The 17,735-nt window shown below is 67.0% G+C and carries 20 protein-coding genes and 2 tRNA genes; 11 read left to right on the top strand and 11 right to left on the bottom strand.

Annotated features, from left to right (window positions below; genetic code table 11):
- The first annotated feature begins 66 nt into the window (after positions 1-66).
- Positions 67-387: a DMT family transporter gene (locus ACSYAO_RS20255; protein ID WP_005411314.1), complete on the top strand. Its 321-nt coding sequence runs from the start codon at positions 67-69 to the stop codon at positions 385-387.
- A gap of 87 nt (positions 388-474) precedes the next feature.
- Here the strand turns inward: ACSYAO_RS20255 and coq7 are convergent, their stop codons facing one another.
- Positions 475-1,119: a 2-polyprenyl-3-methyl-6-methoxy-1,4-benzoquinone monooxygenase gene (gene coq7 / locus ACSYAO_RS20250; protein WP_049401665.1), complete on the bottom strand. Its 645-nt coding sequence runs from the start codon at positions 1,117-1,119 to the stop codon at positions 475-477.
- A gap of 197 nt (positions 1,120-1,316) precedes the next feature.
- Between coq7 and rplM the strand changes: the two genes are divergently transcribed.
- Together rplM and rpsI are read left to right on the top strand one after the other, a co-directional pair.
- On the top strand, positions 1,317-1,745 hold the full coding sequence (rplM, locus tag ACSYAO_RS20245) for a 50S ribosomal protein L13 (protein ID WP_005414692.1): 429 nt from the start codon (positions 1,317-1,319) through the stop codon (positions 1,743-1,745).
- Positions 1,746-1,747: 2 nt separating this feature from the next.
- Entirely contained in the window at positions 1,748-2,140 is a 393-nt protein-coding gene (rpsI, locus tag ACSYAO_RS20240; RefSeq protein ID WP_005411311.1) for a 30S ribosomal protein S9, read from the top strand.
- 280 nt (positions 2,141-2,420) lie between these two features.
- Here the strand turns inward: rpsI and ACSYAO_RS20235 are convergent.
- Both ACSYAO_RS20235 and ACSYAO_RS20230 read right to left on the bottom strand, forming a co-directional pair.
- Positions 2,421-2,495: transfer RNA gene (locus tag ACSYAO_RS20235), tRNA-Gln, on the bottom strand.
- A 55-nt stretch (positions 2,496-2,550) separates the two neighbouring features.
- Positions 2,551-2,627: transfer RNA gene (locus ACSYAO_RS20230), tRNA-Met, on the bottom strand.
- 120 nt (positions 2,628-2,747) lie between these two features.
- Here ACSYAO_RS20230 and ACSYAO_RS20225 point away from each other — a divergent pair.
- The 3 genes from ACSYAO_RS20225 (at position 2,748) to bfr (ending at position 4,300) form a co-directional block, all read left to right on the top strand.
- A complete protein-coding gene (locus ACSYAO_RS20225; protein ID WP_032127170.1) occupies positions 2,748-3,368 on the top strand; it encodes an RNA pyrophosphohydrolase in 621 nt (206 codons plus the stop codon).
- Positions 3,369-3,476: 108 nt separating this feature from the next.
- Positions 3,477-3,686, top strand: a complete 210-nt coding sequence (locus ACSYAO_RS20220; RefSeq protein ID WP_005411309.1) for a (2Fe-2S)-binding protein — start codon at positions 3,477-3,479, stop codon at positions 3,684-3,686.
- Positions 3,687-3,829: 143 nt separating this feature from the next.
- Positions 3,830-4,300, top strand: a complete 471-nt coding sequence (gene bfr, locus ACSYAO_RS20215) for a bacterioferritin (RefSeq protein ID WP_005419804.1) — start codon at positions 3,830-3,832, stop codon at positions 4,298-4,300.
- 58 nt (positions 4,301-4,358) lie between these two features.
- On the opposite strand, the gene ACSYAO_RS20210 is transcribed toward bfr, so the two are convergent.
- The 3 genes from ACSYAO_RS20210 to ACSYAO_RS20200 are packed head-to-tail and all read right to left on the bottom strand — an operon-like array spanning position 4,359 to position 9,107.
- On the bottom strand, positions 4,359-6,557 hold the full coding sequence (locus ACSYAO_RS20210) for an ATP-binding protein (protein ID WP_149908978.1): 2,199 nt from the start codon (positions 6,555-6,557) through the stop codon (positions 4,359-4,361).
- Position 6,558: 1 nt separating this feature from the next.
- Positions 6,559-8,445, bottom strand: a complete 1,887-nt coding sequence (locus ACSYAO_RS20205) for an EAL domain-containing protein (RefSeq protein ID WP_149908979.1) — start codon at positions 8,443-8,445, stop codon at positions 6,559-6,561.
- 44 nt (positions 8,446-8,489) lie between these two features.
- A complete protein-coding gene (locus ACSYAO_RS20200; RefSeq protein ID WP_149908980.1) occupies positions 8,490-9,107 on the bottom strand; it encodes a DUF4126 domain-containing protein in 618 nt (205 codons plus the stop codon).
- Positions 9,108-9,286: 179 nt separating this feature from the next.
- Between ACSYAO_RS20200 and ACSYAO_RS20195 the strand changes: the two genes are divergently transcribed.
- The 5 genes from ACSYAO_RS20195 to ampE all read left to right on the top strand — a co-directional run bounded on the left by ACSYAO_RS20195 (position 9,287) and on the right by ampE (position 12,997).
- Positions 9,287-10,030: a DUF6776 family protein gene (locus tag ACSYAO_RS20195; RefSeq protein ID WP_019336613.1), complete on the top strand. Its 744-nt coding sequence runs from the start codon at positions 9,287-9,289 to the stop codon at positions 10,028-10,030.
- A 4-nt stretch (positions 10,031-10,034) separates the two neighbouring features.
- Positions 10,035-10,499 carry a bactofilin family protein gene (locus tag ACSYAO_RS20190; RefSeq protein WP_006398829.1) on the top strand — a complete coding sequence of 155 codons (465 nt, stop codon included), beginning with the start codon at positions 10,035-10,037 and terminating at the stop codon, positions 10,497-10,499.
- Between the two features lie 31 nt (positions 10,500-10,530).
- The gene (gene erpA, locus ACSYAO_RS20185; RefSeq protein ID WP_005419789.1) at positions 10,531-10,923 is read left to right on the top strand and encodes an iron-sulfur cluster insertion protein ErpA; all 393 of its coding nucleotides are present in this window, start codon (positions 10,531-10,533) and stop codon (positions 10,921-10,923) included.
- Positions 10,924-11,069: 146 nt separating this feature from the next.
- Entirely contained in the window at positions 11,070-11,975 is a 906-nt protein-coding gene (gene nudC, locus ACSYAO_RS20180) for an NAD(+) diphosphatase (RefSeq protein ID WP_049424057.1), read from the top strand.
- 134 nt (positions 11,976-12,109) lie between these two features.
- Positions 12,110-12,997, top strand: a complete 888-nt coding sequence (gene ampE / locus ACSYAO_RS20175; protein WP_032127176.1) for a regulatory signaling modulator protein AmpE — start codon at positions 12,110-12,112, stop codon at positions 12,995-12,997.
- 568 nt (positions 12,998-13,565) lie between these two features.
- On the opposite strand, the gene ACSYAO_RS20170 is transcribed toward ampE, so the two are convergent.
- The 5 genes from ACSYAO_RS20170 to ACSYAO_RS20150 form a co-directional block, all read right to left on the bottom strand.
- Entirely contained in the window at positions 13,566-13,991 is a 426-nt protein-coding gene (locus ACSYAO_RS20170) for a DUF2752 domain-containing protein (protein WP_006473646.1), read from the bottom strand.
- Between the two features lie 43 nt (positions 13,992-14,034).
- Positions 14,035-14,313, bottom strand: coding sequence for a CD225/dispanin family protein (locus ACSYAO_RS20165; RefSeq protein ID WP_032127177.1), 279 nt, complete (start codon positions 14,311-14,313; stop codon positions 14,035-14,037).
- A 34-nt stretch (positions 14,314-14,347) separates the two neighbouring features.
- A complete protein-coding gene (locus ACSYAO_RS20160) occupies positions 14,348-14,635 on the bottom strand; it encodes a CD225/dispanin family protein (protein WP_005419784.1) in 288 nt (95 codons plus the stop codon).
- A 182-nt stretch (positions 14,636-14,817) separates the two neighbouring features.
- Entirely contained in the window at positions 14,818-16,707 is a 1,890-nt protein-coding gene (locus tag ACSYAO_RS20155; protein ID WP_049461644.1) for an MFS transporter, read from the bottom strand.
- Between the two features lie 139 nt (positions 16,708-16,846).
- Positions 16,847-17,641, bottom strand: coding sequence for an SDR family NAD(P)-dependent oxidoreductase (locus ACSYAO_RS20150; protein ID WP_049461643.1), 795 nt, complete (start codon positions 17,639-17,641; stop codon positions 16,847-16,849).
- Positions 17,642-17,735 lie beyond the last annotated feature (94 nt).

Here is a 17,735-nt window from a genome sequence, read left to right as displayed (position 1 = left end):
CCACGGCCCGGTGTGAAAACACCGGGCCGTTTCGTTTTTCTCAAAAAAGGTAAGGAGCCCCCACCCATGCCCTGGATCTACCTGCTGCTGGCCGGCCTGTTCGAGATCGGTTTCGCCCTCGGAATGAAGTACTCCGAAGGCTTCAGCAAACCCCTTCCCACCGCTGCCACGGTCGTGTCCGCGCTGATCAGCCTGTACCTGATGAGCCAGGCGATGAAGAGCATCCCGGTCGGTACCGCCTACGCGATCTGGACCGGTATCGGCGCCATGGGCGTGGCGGTGCTGGGCATCTACCTGTTCAACGACAGCGCATCGCCGGCCCGCCTGGCCTGCGTGGGCCTGATCGTGGCCGGTGTGATCGGCCTGAAGCTGGTCTCGCCCAATTAACTGGTAGTGCCGGCCGCTGGCCGGCAACCTCCGGATCTTCTGCGGCGTCTGCGTGGTTGCCGGCCAGCGGCCGGCACTACCTGGCGGTCACAGCCGGTAGGCGATGGTCTTCATGACCTTGGAAGCCAGCGCCATCGCGCCCGGGATCGGGAACGGCAGGCGGCGTGCGCCGGCCTGTTCGGCGTGGTCCGCATGGCGGGCCTCGTCTTCCTTCATCACGGCGATGACCGCGCGGCTGCGCAGGTCGCCGGCCGGCAGGTCGACCAGGTGCTCGTCCAGATGGGCTTCCACCTGGCGCTCGGTCTCGACCACGAAGCCCAGGTTCCAGCCGTCGCCGCGCAGCCCGGCCAGGGTGCCGATGGTGTAGCTGCCGGCGTACCAGAGCGGGTTGAACAGGCTCGGACGGCTGTCCAGTTCGCCCAGGCGGGTGGCGCACCAGGCCAGGTGGTCGGTTTCTTCCTGGGCCGCTTCCAGCAGGTGTTCACGCGTGGCCGGGTCGCGGGCCACGGCCGCCTGGCCGAAGTAAAGGCCCTGTGCGCAGACCTCGCCGACGTGGTTGATCCGCATCAGGCCGGCCGCGTGGCGGCGTTCGGTGCTGTCCATGCCCGGCTCGTCGGTGTCCGCAGCCGGATAGGGGCGGGCCGCCGGCGGGTTGCCGAACACCGTGTCCAGGGCGCGCTGCGCCTCGGTCAGCAGGTGGTCCAGCGGGGTGATCTGGCGGAGCACGGTCATGGCGGTACACGGTGGGGCGGAAGACCCCGCGATTCTCGCCCGACCCCGTCCCCCTGCCAACCCGGTCAAGGGCCGGCTTGCAACGGGGGGCTGACCTGCGTACAATCCCGCCTCTTACGCTTCACCTTTTCACAACGCGTGGCAGAGTTCCGGCGAGCCTTTCGCCGCAATGAGCCCGACCTAACCTAGAGTTCTTCATGAGCACTTTCACTGCCAAGAACGAGACCGTCCAGCGCGACTGGTACCTCGTCGACGCCGAGGGCAAGACCCTGGGCCGTCTCGCCACCGAGCTGGCCCGCCGTCTGCGTGGCAAGCACAAGCCGGTCTACACCCCGCACGTTGATACCGGCGACTACCTGGTCGTCATCAATGCAGAAAAGATTGCCGTCACCGGCAAGAAGCTGCAGGACAAGATGTATCACCGTTTCACCGGTTACATCGGCAACCTGAAGACCGAATCCCTGGCACAGGCGCTGGAGCGCCACCCGGAGCGCGTGATCGAGATCGCCGTGAAGGGCATGCTGCCGAAGGGCCCGCTGGGTCGCCAGATGTACCGCAAGCTCAAGGTCTACGCCGGCACTGAGCATCCGCACGCCGCACAGCAGCCGCAGGTTCTGGATATCTAATCATGGCTATCACTCAAAACTACGGCACTGGCCGCCGCAAGTCCTCCACCGCTCGCGTGTTCCTGCGCAAGGGTTCGGGCAACATCACCGTCAATGGCCGTCCGCTGGACGAGTTCTTCGGTCGTGAGACCGCGCGCATGATCGTGCGCCAGCCGCTCGAGCTGACCAAGAACACCGAAAGCTTCGACATCCTGGTCACCGCCGCTGGCGGCGGCACCACCGGCCAGGCCGGTGCGATCCGTCTGGGCATCGCCCGTGCTCTGGTCGAGTACGACGAAACCCTGAAGTCCGAGCTGCGCAAGGCTGGCTTCATGACCCGTGACGCCCGTGAAGTCGAGCGTAAGAAGGTCGGTCTGCACAAGGCCCGCCGCGCCACCCAGTTCTCCAAGCGCTGATCTACCGCGCCTGGTTGGGCTCCTTCGGGAGCCCGCTGGTTGGACAAGCAAAAGCCCGGCTTCGGCCGGGCTTTTGTCGTTCTGGGGTCGTGGATTTCCTGGTTGCCGGCCAGCGGCCGGCACTACCCGTGGTCCGCATGCCTGACCCCGGTCTCTGTCTGGAGAAGGGCCCCCTTGTTGTTCAAGGGGGTGCGCCGACAGGCGCGGGGATAAGGTGGAATGCGCGACCAAATTAAAAGCAAAAGGCCAGATCTTTCGATCTGGCCTTTTGCTTTTAATTTGGCTGCCCCGGATGGATTCGAACCACCGAATGCCTGAGTCAGAGTCAGGTGCCTTACCGCTTGGCGACGGGGCAAAACGTGCAACTATTTTCTCACTTTTCACGCTGAAAAACAACTTGATTTTCAGTGTGGTGGCTATGGGTGGACTCGAACCACCGACCCCAGCATTATGAGTGCTGTGCTCTAACCGGCTGAGCTACATAGCCTTGGTGAGCCCGCTATTCTGCGGATGTGTATCGCCCCTGTCAACACTTTTGTATCGTGCTTGTGGGCCGACAGGCGGCATGGGATAGTCCCGACCAGTAGATTTTTTAGGAGTCCGCATCGTGATCGATCCGGACGGCTATCGACCGAACGTCGGCATTGTGCTGATGCGGCAGGACGGCCAGGTGTTCTGGGCACGACGTGTGCGCCGGGACGGCTGGCAGTTCCCGCAGGGTGGCATGAATACCGACGAGACGCCTGTCGAGGCCATGTATCGTGAACTGCAGGAAGAGACCGGCCTGCTGCCTGAGCACGTGGAAGTGCTCGGGGCAACGCCCGGCTGGCTGCGCTACAAGCTGCCGGCGCGGGCGATCCGCCGCAACGAGCGGCAGGTCTGCATCGGCCAGAAGCAGGTCTGGTTCCTGCTGCGCCTGACCGGCGACGAATCCCACGTGAAGCTGGACCACACCGACTCCCCCGAGTTTGACCACTGGCGCTGGGTGGACTTCTGGTACCCGGTGGAGCACGTGGTGATGTTCAAGCGTGGCGTCTATGCGCGCGCCTTGCGACATCTGGCGCCGTTGGCGCGCGGGGTGGCCGGGCAGGGCGTGACCGCCATGCCCAAGAGCGCTGCGGAGGCCTGGATGCCGGGCCATACCGCCGGGCATGACCGCCCACGCAAGCGCCCACGGACCCGCGGCTACTGGCCGAAGAAGGCCACCGGCGATGGTCCGGCTACGTGACCGGCTGAACCGTATCGAGAATGGTTCAGGTCTCTGATTGACAACCATTCTCGTTTCCATTGGAATAGCCAACAGGCCACTCTTGGCCTGTCAGCCCGGTTCACGCCTGTGTACGTCTGCATCTGCAACGGAGTCACCGACCACCAGATCCGCGAAGCCGCCAGCCATGGCGTCAGCACGGTGGCCGAACTGACCATGCGTACCGGTTGTGGTGCCACCTGCGGTTCCTGCCTGGACATGGCCGGCGATCTGCTGGCCAAGGCGCGTGCCACCCACGATCTGCCGCTGCCGGTCCTCGGTCTGGCCCAGGTCGCCTGATCGTCTCTTTCGCGGCGCGTTGACGCCGCGCTTTCGCATCCTTCACGTGCGGCCGCACAGGCCAATGCGCACGATTCGCGTTCCTTCACGGCCGCGCGCAAGGCGTTAAAGTGCCTGCGTTTTCAGCGTGCAGGAGCACCCCCATGAAGGGCGACACCAAGGTCATCGAATTCCTCAACAAGGTCCTCTACAACGAGCTGACCGCGATCAACCAGTACTTCCTGCACGCCAAGATGCTGAAGAACTGGGGCATCAAGGAGCTGGCCGAACACGAGTACAAGGAATCGATCGACGAGATGAAGCATGCCGACATGCTTGCCGACCGCATCCTGTTCCTCGAAGGCCTGCCGAATTTCCAGGCGCTGGGCAAGCTGCGCATCGGCGAGAACCCGACCGAGATCCTGCAGTGCGACCTGTCGCTGGAGCGCGACGGCGTAGTGACCCTGCGCGAGGCCGTGGCCTACTCCGATTCGGTGGGCGACTACGTCAGCCGCCAGCTGTTCGTGAAGATCCTCGACTCGGAAGAAGAGCACATCGACTGGCTGGAAACCCAGCTCGACCTGATCGAGCGTATCGGCGAGCCGAAGTACCTGCTCAGCAAGCTGGAAGAGTGACGTAGCGTCGAGCTTGCTCGACTGTGATCAGCATGGCGATGGTCGAGCAAGCTCGACGCTACCGATGCTGTGCCAGGTAGCCCGTCAGCGCCACGCGCGCCCGGGCGAATTCGGCAACCAGCAGCGCCACCGCCACTGCGGGGCGCTGCAGGCTGCCACTACGGGCTTCGTGCTCGATCCGCTGCGCGATTGCCGACAGCGACAACGCCCCCACGTTCGCACTCGATGATTTAAGGCTGTGGGCGATTGCCTGCAGTCGCGGCTCGTCGCTGCTCTGCGCGGCCTGCTGCAGCTGCTGCACCATCGCCGGCGCATCCTCCAGGAACACCGAGACGATCTGGAGGGCGGTATCGCCGATCACCGCGTGCAGTTCGTCCAGCACATCACGGTCCAGCACCGGTTGCGTCACCGCTTGGCTTTTCGTCTCTTGTAGAGCCGGGCCATGCTCGGCTGGCGGGATCCCACTGGCCCCGGATGCATCGCCGTCGAGCAAGCTCGACGCTACGACATCGCGTGATCGCTGCCCCCAGCGCCTCAACAGCGCATGCAAGGTGGCGCGTGCGATCGGCTTGGACAGGTAATCGTCCATGCCGGCCTGCAGGCAGCGTTCGCGGTCACCGGCCATGGCGTTGGCCGTCATCGCGATGATCGGCAACCGCGAGCGCCCTGTTTCCGTTTCTTCCGCACGCCAGCGGCGCGTGGCGGCGTAGCCGTCCAGCACCGGCATCTGGCAATCCATCAGCACCACGTCCACGCCGCCCTCGCGCAGGGCGGCCAGTGCCTGCTCGCCGTCGGCGGCGTTGCGCACCTCGCACTGGAACACGCGCAGCAGATGCTCGGCCACCATCCGGTTGACCGTGTTGTCTTCCACCAGCAGCACGCGCAGGTGCAGTGGCGGCAGCGTCGGTGCGGGCAAGCCTTCTTCGGCATTGGCCAGCAGGGCGGCAGGGCGGGCAGGCGTGGCAGGCGCCGCTAGTAGTGCATGCAGGGCTGCATCATCGAAATGCGGGAGCAGCTGGCGTTGGCGCGGGCGTTGTGCAGGCGTGTCTTCCTGCAGCCACAGCACCTGCAGTGCATCATCGTCGCCGCGCTCGGCCAGCGCCTGCTGCAGCGTGACCTCGCCGTTGCGGCGGGTGCGGGAATCGACAATCAGCCATGCCGGTGCTGGTTGTCCGGGCCGCGCGGGAGCGCGCAGGCGCTCGACCACGGCATCCAGCTGTGCCAGCACCTGCACCTGCAGCCCATGGTGGGCGGCGATGCGCTCGATGCGTGCCTGCAGCGTTGCATCGGCGCTGAACAACAGTAGCGCTGCGGGGGCGCGCGCCATCGCAGGCAGGTCGCCGGGTACTTTCAGCAGCGGGATCTCGAACCAGAACGTTGCGCCCTGGCCCGGCGTGGACTGCACGCCGATGTGCCCGTGCATCAGGTCGATGATGCGCTTGCAGATGGCCAGGCCCAGGCCGGTGCCGCCATAGATGCGGGTGGTGGATGCGTCGGCCTGGCTGAAGGACTGGAACAGGCGTGCCTGCAGTGCCTCATCGATGCCGATGCCGGTGTCGATGATCTCGAAGCGCAGCTGGTGCTGGGCCGCACCTTCGCCCAGGCGCTGCACGCGCAGCTGCACCTGGCCGCGGGCGGTGAACTTGATGGCATTGGCCAGCAGGTTGCTCAGCACCTGGCGCAGGCGTACCGGGTCGCCGCGCACCGGCAGGCGCACCGATGGGTCAAGCTGCAGGGCCAGGGACAGGCCCTTGGCATCGGCGGCGCGCTGCATCAGCTGCACCACGCCATCGAGCAGGTCGCGCAGGTTGAAGCTGGTGATCTCCAGTTCCAGCGCCTGCGCTTCCAGCCGGGAGTAGTCGAGGATGTCGTCGACGATGCGCAGCAGCTGCTGTGAACTGGCCGAAGCGGTGGCCAGCATCTGCCGCTGGTCTTCACCCAGCGGCCCGCGCGCGATCAGCTCCAGCATCGGCAGGATGCCGTTGAGCGGCGTGCGGATCTCGTGGCTCATCGTGGCCAGGAACTCGCCCTTGGCCAGCACGGCCGCTTCGGCGGCCTGCTTGGCCTGCAGCAGCTGCTGTTCCAGCTGGCCCTGGCGTTCGGTGGTATGGCGCAGCTGGTCGCGCTCGGCGGCCAGCGCGCTGTGCTCGCGCTGCAGCTGGGCCAGTGCCCGGCTGCGCGCGCGCAGGCGCAGGCCCAACAGCAGCAGTGCGACGGCCGCAGCAAGGGCAACCAGCAGCACGCCCCACAGCGGCACCTCAGAGCACCGCGTTGTGGAAGTCGAAGTTCAGGTCACTGCCGGCCGACTGCACCATGTTGCCCTGGATGTAATCGACGCCGCCGACCCACATCGCTGCCGCGGCCTGCGGGTCCTCGATCTGCTGGCCGATGATCTGCAGCCCGGCGGCATGCGCCTGTTCGATCGCCTTGCGCAGTTCCTCGCGCGTGGCCGGGTTGGAATGGCTGCTGGAGAACCGCGCGGCCATGCGCACGAACGACAGCGGCAGGTAGGTCAGCAGTGCATCGGCTTCGCCACTGGGTTCGAACTGGCTCAGGCAGAAGCGCACGCCGGCGCCGGCCATGCGCTGGCAGAACTGCTGCAGCGGCACGGTGTGGATCAGCGCGTCGGGCAGGCGCACGTCGATCACCAGCGCACTGCCGGGCAGGTCACGCTGCTGCAGCGATTCCAGCAGCCAGTCGCCAAAGGCATCGCGCTGCAGGGTGCGCAGCGACTGCGAAACGAACAGGTTCAGCGGTTGCGTTGCGTGCCGGTACAGGTCCAGCAGGCCCAGCGCATGGTCCATCACCTGCTGGTCGAGGTCGGCGATGCGGCCTGCCGCTTCGGCGGCGGGAATCACCTGGCCGGCCGCCAGCACCGTGCCGTCGGCCTGGCGCAGGCGCAGCAGCAGCTGGTACTGCGCGGTGTTGCCACCGGCGACGGCGACGATCGGCTGATAGGCCAGCTCCAGCTGGCCTTCCAGCAGTGCCAGGTGTTCCTGTTCGGTGACGGCCTGGCGATGCACGTGGCCCGCCACGCCGGCGCTGAGCAGGCGTGCCTGCAGGGTGGTGCGCTCGACCGCTTCCAGTGCAGCGTTGGCATCGTCGAAGCCCGGCGACAGCGGCGCGTAACCCACCACGCCGCGCAGATGCACCGATTCATCATCACGGATCACGAAGGCGCGTGCCGAGAGCTGCTCACGCAGGGTCGCGGCGATGCTTTCCAGGCTGTCTTCATCGGTATTGCGGGCCAGCAGCAGGAAGCTGTTGTCGTTCAGGCGTGCCAGCAGGTGCGGATGGCCGGCCTCGGCCAGGCGCTGCCCGGCCTGCACCATCAGGCGCTCGAAGGCGGCGTAGCCATAGCGTTCGCGCAGGCCCAGCGCGCTGGCCACTTCAATGAAGAACACGCCGCCCCGGTCGCGATGGGTGAGGGTGGCGTTGAGTTGCTGCAGCACGTGGTGACGTGTCGGCAGGCCGGTTTCCGGATTGCTGGTGGCCGGTGCGCCGGTAGCACCAGGCAGGGTCGCTGCCTGCGCACGTGCGCGGCGGATGCGGTTGGCCACGGCGGCGATCAGGTGGCGGGGGCGGATCGGCTTGCTCAGATAATCGTCGGCGCCGCTGTCGAGCACCTCGAACTGGCGTTCCGGGTCCGGATCGCCGCTCAGGAACACGATCGGCAGCAACTGCAGGCCAGGCTGCTGGCGGATCAGCGCGGTCAGGCGCATGCCGTCCAGGCCGGGCAGGTGCAGGTCCATCAGGATCAGGTCGGGCCGATGCTCCTTGATCGCCTGCAGCGCGCCGTCGGCATCGCTGTGCACGATCGCCTGCATGCCGGCGCCATGCAGCACGCTCTGTGCGAACAGGGCCTGCGCGCGGTCGTCCTCGACGATCAGCACGCGGTAGGGCGAATCGGAGGGCGGCGGCGCCTGGTCGTTGTTGCCAGCCTCGGCCAGCACGGCCGGGGCCGGCAACGGCGGCGGTGCGCTGCCGATCGATGCGGGTGCGTCGGAGGCGGCCAGCGGCGGAACCGCGGCCGGCGCTGCGGCGACCGCGCTCGCCGGTTCAGCGGTCCAGCGTTGCCAATGATCGGCCGGAGGGGTTTCAGCGCGTCCCGGGCGGGCGCCCGCGGGGGATTCGTTTGCGGCCATCGGTGCTCCTGGTGTTCGCGTCCATTATGCGACAAGCCCGGCGATCAACCGGTACCGGGCTGGCGTGGACTGTCGGGCGACGCACTGCGTGCCAGCCAGCGCACGCCCTTCCACAAGGTGCGCCAGACCAGCCACACCAGCAGCGCGCCGGCCAGGCTGCAGGCCAGCACCACGATCAGCGCGATCCACGGGTGTGCCAGGGCCATGGCCAGGCCACCGACCACCACGGTGTCCTCGGCGGCGGAGGCCACCCAGTTGCTGGCAGGCTCGGGCGATGTATTGAGCAGGGCGCGGGTGCCGGCCTTCAGGCCATGGCTGGCCAGCGCGACACCGGCACCGGCAGCAAGTGCGCCGGTGCCCAGCTGCCCATCCGGCGACAGCGTGGCTGCGGCAAGGAAGGCCCCTGCGGGTACGCGTGCCAGGGTCTGCACCAGATCCCACGCCGAGTCGACGCCGGGAATCTTGTCGGCGAAGAATTCGGTCACCGCCAGCGCTGCCGAGGTGCCCAGCACCCACCACGATTCCGTGGCCTGCAGGGCCGGCGGCAGGTCGACCCAGCCGAGCAGGCCGGCCAGGCCGACACCGAACACGGTGAGGTAGACGCGGATGCCGGCCAGCCAGGCCAGCAGGATGCCGATCACGAACAGGTGGGCTTCGGTCATGGCGATGCTCCGGCGACGGAACTGTGCAGGGGACCACACTATCGACGATGGCATGCCTGAACGCCACAGACGGTGGCTCGCCACTGCGCAGGAAACCCACCCGTCCTGTCATACACTAGCCCGTCGTTTGCCACAGGGGCCGTACCGGTGTCGCCCTCGCGATGCCCCGGAATCCACCCATGACCAACCGTCCTCCCATGCGCGTGCAGGTGCGCCTGCCCGGCGCGCCGCAACCGCCGGCCGACCGTCGCCGCCTGCTGGTGATCGGCGGCATCTGGCTGCTCAGCCTGGTGCTGGCCGTGCTGGGTGGCTGCTGGATGGCCACGCCGCGCGATGCACAGGGCCAGCGCCTGCAGGCCGCCGAGAAGCGCGCCGAGACGTTGCAGGCGCAGCTGACCGAACTGCGCCAGAAGCAGGCCACGCTGGAAGCCTCCGACCGCATCAGCCGCGCCGCCAACACCGAGGTGCAGTCCTCGCTGGCCGAACGCGATGAGGAAATCGCCGGCCTGCGTGCCGACGTTGCCTTCTATGAGCGCCTGGTGGGTTCGACCAGCCAGCGCAAGGGCCTGAACACCCATTCGATCGAGTTCAGCCCGGAAGCGGCCGGCACCTGGCAGTACACCGCCGTGCTGACACAGAACCTCAACCGCGGCGCCATCAGCCAGGGGCAGATGCGTTTCACCGTGGAAGGCGTCAAGAACGGCAAGCTGGCCACGATCAGCTGGGATGATCTGCACCAGCGCAGCAAGGTACCGGGACAGGATTACTCGTTCCGGTACTTCCAGCAGCTCACCGGCAGCGTGATGCTGCCGGCTGACTTCACCCCGCAACGCGTGCGGGTGACATTGGGGAGTGGTACGGGGGGTACCACCCAGGTATTCGACTGGAAACAGGCCGGTGCGCCGGCCGCCAAAGGGGAGTAGGCAGATGTTCGGAAGCAGCAAATCCAACCGTGAAGGCCAGCTGGTGGTGGATGCCCTGATCGGCAACCAGGTGGTGATCCGCGGTGATGTGGAATTCAGTGGTGGCCTGTATGTAGAAGGCCGCATCCACGGCAAGGTGATCGCCGCCGAAGGCGCCAGCGGCGCGACCCTGACGGTCGCCGAGCATGGCGTGATCGAAGGTGAGATCCGTGCCCAGGTGGTGGTCATCAGTGGCCGCCTGGACGGCGACGTGCATGCCACCGAGAAGGTCGAACTGACCCCGAGCGCGCGGGTCAATGGCAACGTCCATTACCAGGTGGTGGAGATGAATGCGGGTGCCCAGCTGAACGGCCGCCTGATCCATGCCAGCGCCCCGATGGCGGCCCTGCCGGCCCCGGAAGGTGATGAGGCCAATGGCGGCAAGGGTGACACCGCCGCACGCCGCAAGCTGGCCGAGGCGATGGCTTGAAAGCCATCGTCGGCACCCCCATGCTGACACCATGAGCACGCTAGTCTCCCTGCCCGGCGCCACCCCGGTTGCCGCGCCCGATTACCAGTCGCTGGAGCGCCCGCTGAACTTCACCGAGTCGGCGGCCGCCAAGGTCAAATCCCTGATCCAGGAAGAGGGCAACCCCGACCTGGCCCTGCGCGTGTACATCGAAGGCGGTGGCTGTTCGGGCTTCCAGTACGGGTTCGAGTTCGACGAGAACCGTGCCGAGGATGACCTGGCGGTACAGACCAGCGGGGTGACCCTGCTGGTCGACCCGCTGAGCCTGCAGTACCTGATGGGCGCCGAGGTGGACTACACCGAGAGCCTGACCGGTGCCCAGTTCGTGATCCGCAACCCGAACGCCAAGACCACCTGCGGCTGCGGCAGCAGCTTCAGCATGTAAGAGGCCTGTGGCCGGAATGTGCCAACCAAGGTTGGCACCTCAGTAGATCCACGCCATGCGTGGATGCTGTGCCTGCACGCCCACACCGGCAGATTGCGCACAGCGCCGAACTTGCCACCTGCATCGATTGGCGGCACGCTTGCCGGATGCCCAATACTCCTTCGCCGCTTTCCGGTTTCGCTTTCGTTGGCGAACCGCTGGAGCGCGCCGATGCCCTGCGCGACGATGCCGATGCACTGGCGCGCCTGTGGCCGGGCGCGCGCATTCTCGTGCTCGATCAGGACGGCAGCGCCTTCACCGGCGATGACGACCAGCCGCTGGCGCTGACCGGCGCCGACATCGGCGGCGGCCCCGGTGCCGCGATCTTCCTTGGCCTGCGTGGCGAGCAGGCCTGGTTCTCGGTCGAAGCCGCCAACGTTACCGTCACGGCCCCGCGCCGCCTCGACCTGCGCCAGGCCGCACTGCTGTGGCCGATGGCCGATGCGACCGCCTTCAGCTATGCCCGCGGCATGTCCTACTGGCATTCGCGCACCCGCTTCTGCGGCGTGTGCGGCGGTGCCGTGGCGTTTGCCCGTGGCGGCTTCGTTGGCCGTTGCGCGCAGTGTTCCACCGAGCATTACCCGCGTGTCGATCCCGCCGTGATCGTCGCCGTGGAAAACCAGGGCCGGCTGCTGCTGGGCCGGCAGTCGAACTGGGCACCGCGGCGTTACTCGGTGCTGGCCGGCTTCGTGGAACCCGGCGAGACCTTCGAGCAGACCGTGGTGCGTGAAGTGCACGAGGAGAGCAAGGTACGGGTGACCGCCTGCCAGTACCTCGGTTCGCAGCCGTGGCCGTTCCCGGGCGCGCTGATGATCGGTTTCCGTGCACAGGCGCAGGATGACCTGCCGACCGTGGATGGCGAGCTGGAAGATGCGCGCTGGTTCAGTGCCGACGAGGTCGGCGCGGCACTGGCACGCGATGTGGAGGACGATGGCCAGGGCATCCGCCTGTCGCCGCCGATCTCGATTTCGCGCGGCCTGATCGAACACTGGTACCGGCAGCAGAAGGGCTGAGCGGGGCTGACGGTGGCGCCTGTATTGCCGCCACCTGAACACGGCCCGGGTTACAGTCCGGTTCACCGCTGAGGGCGCCGCTGCGACAGGTAAGGTAGCGACGCCGAGCGTTCTGTTTCGTAGGGAGACCTGCCATGTTCACCACTCTGGCCGCCGTGCTGGTGGCACTGGCCCTGGGCCATGTTGCCCCGGCCGCTGCCGCCTCGCTGCGCCGTTTCGACGGCTTCCGGCGTTGGCTGGGCTGGCTGGACGCGCGCGGTGGCAAGGCCTGGCAGGGGCCGGCAGGCGTTGCCCTGGCACTGCTGCCGCCGCTGCTGCTGATGGCGCTGCTGGCGTGGCTGCTGCGTGGGGTGCTGTTCGGCCTGCCGTCGCTGCTGCTGGGCGTGGCGGTGCTGGCGTGGTGCTGGGGCCCGCGCGATCTGGACCGCGATATCGAAGCGATCATCGATGCCGATGACGCGGCGACGCGCCAGGCCGCGGTGCGTAACCTGCAGGCGGCCGGTGGCAGCCTGCGCGAGGACATTCCGTCACTGGTCGAGGCAACCGTGCTCAACGCCTTGCGGCGCTGGTTCGCGGTGCTGTTCTGGTTCCTGCTGCTGGGCCCGGCCGGTGCTCTCGGTTACCGGCTGCTGGCGCTGATGGCGGAAAGCCCGATGCGTGCCCGCGTGCCGGTGGAGCCGCTGGCGCTGGCGCAGCGCCTGCTGGGCTGGATCGAGTGGCCGGTGGCGCAGCTGATGGCATTTTCGATGGCGCTGGTGGGCAACTTCGATACGGCGTGGAAGGCCTGGCGCCAGGCCCACGGCGAGCGCCTGGCCGGCAACATCGGCTTCCTCGGCGCGGTGGCGCGGGCCAGCGTCAATGCCGAGCTGCGCGAGGATGCGCACGATTACACCGAGGCGGGGCTGTTGCCGGTGTGGCAGCGGTTGCCGGACCTGCGGGATGCGATGAGCCTGGTGTGGAGGATGCTGCTGCTGTGGCTGGCGATCCTGGCCCTGCTGGTGATTGCAGGCTGGGTGACGTAGTTGCTTTGCAGGGCTTGCAGCCCTGCACCTGCAGAAGCAACGGCAACGGCAACGGCAACGGCAGGATTGCTGCGGGCTGGCGGGGTGGATCGGATGGCGGGGGACGCCGTGAATCCGTCCATGGAGGCTTGGTCGCCGCATCCATGCGGCTCACACCCCCGCCATCCGACCCACCCCGCCTTCGACAGATTCCCGCGGCTGTTGGTAGGTGTCGACCTTGGTCGACACGGTAGATCCACGCCATGCGTGGATGCAGAGCGAAGCGATCCGCTTCCGCTTTTGATCTTCTCTTTCTTTTCCGTGGTGGACGCGCACGGAAACTGTCCGTGGCCGGGCGGGATGGGTTTGCGGGGGTGTCCGCGGCATGGGCCCGAGGCATGCCTCGGGCGGGTTGGGCAGGAGGCTCAACCCCGGTCTTGCCGTGTGCGCAGGACAGCGCACACGAGCAAGCCGCGGCCAAGCCTCCACGGACGGATTCACGGCGTCCCCCGCAAACCCATCCCGCCCGGCCAACCCCATGATCGACAAACGCCGCCCACCACGAGGGGCTGCGCCGTTGGCTGGAAACCTAGATCGGTGCCAGTGCGGTGAACGGTGCCCACGGCAGGTTGCGCAGCAGCGCATACCCGGGCAGCACCCAGAGCCAGAACACGGGATTGGCCAGCACCCGCATCAGCGGGTCGAGCACACGCGGGCGGATGCCGGCGATGTTCAGCAGCATCAACAACAGGAACGGCAGGCTGATGACCAGCAGCGGGTTCATCGCCATCGCGCCGGGCAGGTCGAAGTGGACCAGGGAATACAGGCAGCGCGTGCTGCCACAGCCCGGGCAGTACAGGCCGGTCAGCGCGTACAGCGGGCAGCTCGGCAGGGGATTGCCGGCGACATACGGATTGACGTTGCGCAGCACCACCGTGGCACCCACGGCCAGGCCGGCGGAAACCAGCAGCGGTGCCCAGCGGGCGAGTCGGGAACGAGCGGGAAGCGCGGACATGCAACAACGGATCCGGCGCAGGCGCCGGATCCGTCCAGGCGTATCAGTAGTTGCCGTTGCTCATCGCGCCCATGCCGCCGAGCACAACGAAGAACAGCACGTACAGCACGACCAGCACGACCCAGGCGATGGCCGACCACATGGCCCACTTCTTGGCCTTGGCGGCGGAGTCCTGGGCGCCGGCGATGTCGCCGGCCGCCAGCTTGCCGTTGACCTGGGCGGCGTAGACGATCGACACGATGCCGGCCGGCAGGCAGCAGAACAGGGTGGTCAGGATCGCCCAGACCAGGTTGTTCGGGACCTGCGGAGTAGCAGTATTCATGGGTTCAAGCTCCTTGATGGGTGGTGGTGGTGAATCATTGGTCGGAAAGAGCGCCCAGTACGGCCAAGCCGCCGAACAGCCCGAACCACAACAGCAACAGGACCGGCAGGGCCACGGCCGAAGCCACCGCCCACCAGCCCGCTTTGCGCGACGCACTGTAGGCCCCCGGCAGGTCGCCGGCCGCGCGGCGGCCATCGACCTGGGAGGCGTACACGATCGACACCACGCCCAACGGCAGGCAGCAGAACAGCGTCGTCAGGATCGCCCAGACCAGATGGTTGGGGATGTAGACCGGACGGCTGAGCGGTGGTGGTTGATTCAAAGCGAGACTCCATTCCTTGGTGGCCGGCCATGATGAATCGGCCGGACCTCCCCCCTGTGGGTGCGTAATCTACCGCAACCTGCGTTGCATGTATGCGTTTACAGTCACGACATGTCGCGTACACCACTGGACGGTGACGTATGTGGGGGAGTCCGCTGGGCCCGCTCGGCGGGCCCATCTCGTCAGGCGTGATCGCCGCGCAGGGCCCGCACCTGGGCCTCCAGCACCGGCGCGCTGGTGCTGTGGCCATCCACGGCCGCTGCCGCCACCACCTCGACGGTGGCGCGGAAACGGCGCGGCACGCGCATGCGGCCCAGGCGGCTGTCGCGCCGGCTCCACATGCTCGACCACATGCCGCGCAGCGCCATCGGCACCACCGGCACCGGCCGCCGTTCGAGGATCTTCTCGACACCGGACTTGAACGGTGCCATCGCACCATCCTTGGTCAGCGCGCCTTCCGGGAAGATGCAGACCAGCTCGCCTTCGGCCAGCGCAGCGTCGATGTCATCGAACGCGCGCTGCATCAGCGCCGGGTCTTCGCGCGCACCGGCGATCGGGATCGCTTTGGCGGTCCGGAAGATCCAGCGCATCACCGGGATGTTGAAGATCTTGTAGTACATGACGAAGCGCACCGGGCGCGGGATCGTCGCCGACAGGATCAGTGCGTCCATGTAGCTGACATGGTTGCAGACCAGCAGCGCGGCGCCCTCGTCCGGCACGTTGGCCTCGATGCCGTGCGGGCGCAGGCGGTACAGGGTGCGCACCATCAGCCAGCTGAGGAAGCGCATCAGGAATTCGGGGACGATGGTGAAGATGTAGATCGCCACCAGTGCGTTGGCGATGGCCAGCGCCAGGAACTGCTGCGGGATGGACCAGTGCAGCAGCTTGTGCGCGGCCAGCGACAGCAGGGCTGCGCCGACGATGAAACCGGAGTTCTGGATGTTCAGCGCCGCAAACACGCGCGACATCTGCGCCTTCGGCGTGCGGCTCTGGATCAGCGCGAACAGCGGCACCACGAAGATGCCGGTGAACAGGCCGATGCCGATCAGGTCGATGACGATGCGGATGCTGCCCGGCTGCTGCAGGAACGTCCCGATGGTCAGTCCGTGCACGGTCGCTTCGCCGCTGCGGGCGAAATACAGGTCGAGCAGGAACGCGGTCATGCCGAACGCACCCAGCGGCACCAGGCCGATTTCCACCGTGCGTGCTGACAGCTTCTCGCACAGCAACGAGCCAACGCCGGTGCCGACCGAGAACAGGGCCAGCGCAAAGATATACAGGGTCGGCTCACCGCCGAGGTTGGTCACGGCATAGGCCGGCAGCTGCGAGGTAAGCACGGTGCCGACGAACCAGAACCAGGACACGCCCAGGATTGAATTGCGCACCGCCTTCTGCTGGCGCGCCATGCGCAGCACCGCCAGTGATTCGGGCAGCGGGTTCCAGTTGATCTTCAGGTTCGGGTCGCCGGCATCGACCTTGGGAATCAGGCGCGCGGCGATGTTGCCGCAGATCGCCAGGCCGATGATCGCGCAGGCCGCCACCACCGTGCCGTGGCTGCCGGCCACGGTGAACACCAGGCCGCCGACGATCATGCCGGACAGGATCGACATCGAGGTGCCCATTTCAACCAGGCCGTTGCCACCGGTCAGCTCTTCGGGCTTGAGCACCGACGGCAGCACCGAGTACTTCACCGGGCCGAACAGGGTCGACTGCATGCCGGTGCAGAACAGGGCGACCAGCAGCAACGGCAGGCTCTGAGTGAGGAAGCCGGTGGCTGCCAGCGACATGATCACGATCTCCATGGTGGTGGTGATCACGATCAGCCGCGATTTTTCCAGTTTGTCGGCGATCTGCCCGGCCAGCGCCGAGAACAGGAAGTACGGCAGGATGAAGATGGCCGGTGCCAGCGTGGCGTACAGCCCCAGTTCTTCCTCCGGTACGGCCATGAACAGCAACATGCTGATGATCGCCTGCCGGTACACGTTGTCGTTGAACGCTCCGAGTGCCTGGACGACGAAGAACGGCAGGAAACGGCGCTGGCGCAGCAGGGCGAACTGGTTGTGACCGGACATGGAGCCTCCTTGACCGGCGCAGCCTAGCATTCCTGCCTATCCGCCGGGACCATGGCGGGATGCATCCACGCATGGCGTGGATCTACTGAAGCCCCACAACTGTGGGTGCGGACCGTTGGTCCGCACACCTTGATAGGTCTCAGACGATATCGTCGACCACGCCGCCATCCACGCGCAGCGCCGCACCCGAGGTCGCCGAGGCCTGCGGCGAGGCCAGATACACCACCATGTTGGCCACTTCCTCGACCGTGGCGGTGCGCTGGATCACCGAAGACGGCCGGTGAGCCATCACGAACTCGCGGCCGATCTGCTCCAGTGGCTTGCCGCTGCGCTGGCGTTCATCTTCGAACATCGCCGCGAAACCGTCGGACAGGGTCGGGCCGGGCAGCACCGCGTTGACGGTGACGCCGCTGCCGGCCACGCGCTTGGCCAGGCCGCGCGACAGCGACAGCTGCGCGGTCTTGCTGACACCGTAGTGGATCATGTCGGCCGGAATGTTGCGTGCCGATTCGGAGGAGATGAACAGCACGCGACCCCAGCCGGCATCGACCATCGCCGGCAGCAGTGCCCGCGACAGGCGCACGCCGGACATCACGTTGGTCTGCCAGTAACGTTCCCAGGTCGCGTCTTCGGTCTCGAAGAAGTCCTCGGGGCCGAAAATGCCGGCGTTGTTGACCAGGATGTCGACCTTGGGCAGGCCTGCCAGCAGCGTGTCGACGCCGGCCGCATCGGAGAGGTCGGCGGCCACGCCGAGCACGTCGGCACCCGGAACGGCGGCGAGCAGGCGCTGGCGGGCGCGTTCGACGCTGTCGGTGCTGCGGCCGTTGAGAATGATCCGCGCGCCCGCGTTGGCCAGGCCCTGGGCAATCGCCAGGCCGATGCCGGCGGTGGAGGCGGTGACCAGCGCGGTACGGCCGGTGAGTTCGATCTTCATGGAGGAATCCGGGGCAGGGGATCACCCAGTATCCGCGCGGGAACGTGATCGGGATGCATCGCCATACGCAACGCACGGTTGCACGCGATGCAGT

It is taken from the genome of Stenotrophomonas sp. STK16_22, from assembly GCF_051984505.1.
GTDB classification, from domain to species: Bacteria; Pseudomonadota; Gammaproteobacteria; order Xanthomonadales; family Xanthomonadaceae; genus Stenotrophomonas; species Stenotrophomonas maltophilia_A.
This window is presented reverse-complemented; position numbering and strand designations above follow the sequence as displayed.

Excerpts from the sequence above, each read along its gene's own strand:
- ACSYAO_RS20255 (WP_005411314.1), top strand. The coding sequence starts at position 67 with ATGCCCTGGATCTACCTGCTGCTGGCCGGCCTGTTCGAGATCGGTTTC.
- coq7 (WP_049401665.1), bottom strand. The coding sequence starts at position 1,119 with ATGACCGTGCTCCGCCAGATCACCCCGCTGGACCACCTGCTGACCGAG.
- rplM (WP_005414692.1), top strand. The coding sequence starts at position 1,317 with ATGAGCACTTTCACTGCCAAGAACGAGACCGTCCAGCGCGACTGGTAC.
- rpsI (WP_005411311.1), top strand. The coding sequence starts at position 1,748 with ATGGCTATCACTCAAAACTACGGCACTGGCCGCCGCAAGTCCTCCACC.
- bfr (WP_005419804.1), top strand. The coding sequence starts at position 3,830 with ATGAAGGGCGACACCAAGGTCATCGAATTCCTCAACAAGGTCCTCTAC.
- ACSYAO_RS20205 (WP_149908979.1), bottom strand. The coding sequence starts at position 8,445 with ATGGCCGCAAACGAATCCCCCGCGGGCGCCCGCCCGGGACGCGCTGAA.
- ACSYAO_RS20200 (WP_149908980.1), bottom strand. The coding sequence starts at position 9,107 with ATGACCGAAGCCCACCTGTTCGTGATCGGCATCCTGCTGGCCTGGCTG.
- ACSYAO_RS20195 (WP_019336613.1), top strand. The coding sequence starts at position 9,287 with ATGACCAACCGTCCTCCCATGCGCGTGCAGGTGCGCCTGCCCGGCGCG.
- ACSYAO_RS20190 (WP_006398829.1), top strand. The coding sequence starts at position 10,035 with ATGTTCGGAAGCAGCAAATCCAACCGTGAAGGCCAGCTGGTGGTGGAT.
- erpA (WP_005419789.1), top strand. The coding sequence starts at position 10,531 with ATGAGCACGCTAGTCTCCCTGCCCGGCGCCACCCCGGTTGCCGCGCCC.
- nudC (WP_049424057.1), top strand. The coding sequence starts at position 11,070 with ATGCCCAATACTCCTTCGCCGCTTTCCGGTTTCGCTTTCGTTGGCGAA.
- ampE (WP_032127176.1), top strand. The coding sequence starts at position 12,110 with ATGTTCACCACTCTGGCCGCCGTGCTGGTGGCACTGGCCCTGGGCCAT.
- ACSYAO_RS20170 (WP_006473646.1), bottom strand. The coding sequence starts at position 13,991 with ATGTCCGCGCTTCCCGCTCGTTCCCGACTCGCCCGCTGGGCACCGCTG.
- ACSYAO_RS20165 (WP_032127177.1), bottom strand. The coding sequence starts at position 14,313 with ATGAATACTGCTACTCCGCAGGTCCCGAACAACCTGGTCTGGGCGATC.
- ACSYAO_RS20155 (WP_049461644.1), bottom strand. The coding sequence starts at position 16,707 with ATGTCCGGTCACAACCAGTTCGCCCTGCTGCGCCAGCGCCGTTTCCTG.
- ACSYAO_RS20150 (WP_049461643.1), bottom strand. The coding sequence starts at position 17,641 with ATGAAGATCGAACTCACCGGCCGTACCGCGCTGGTCACCGCCTCCACC.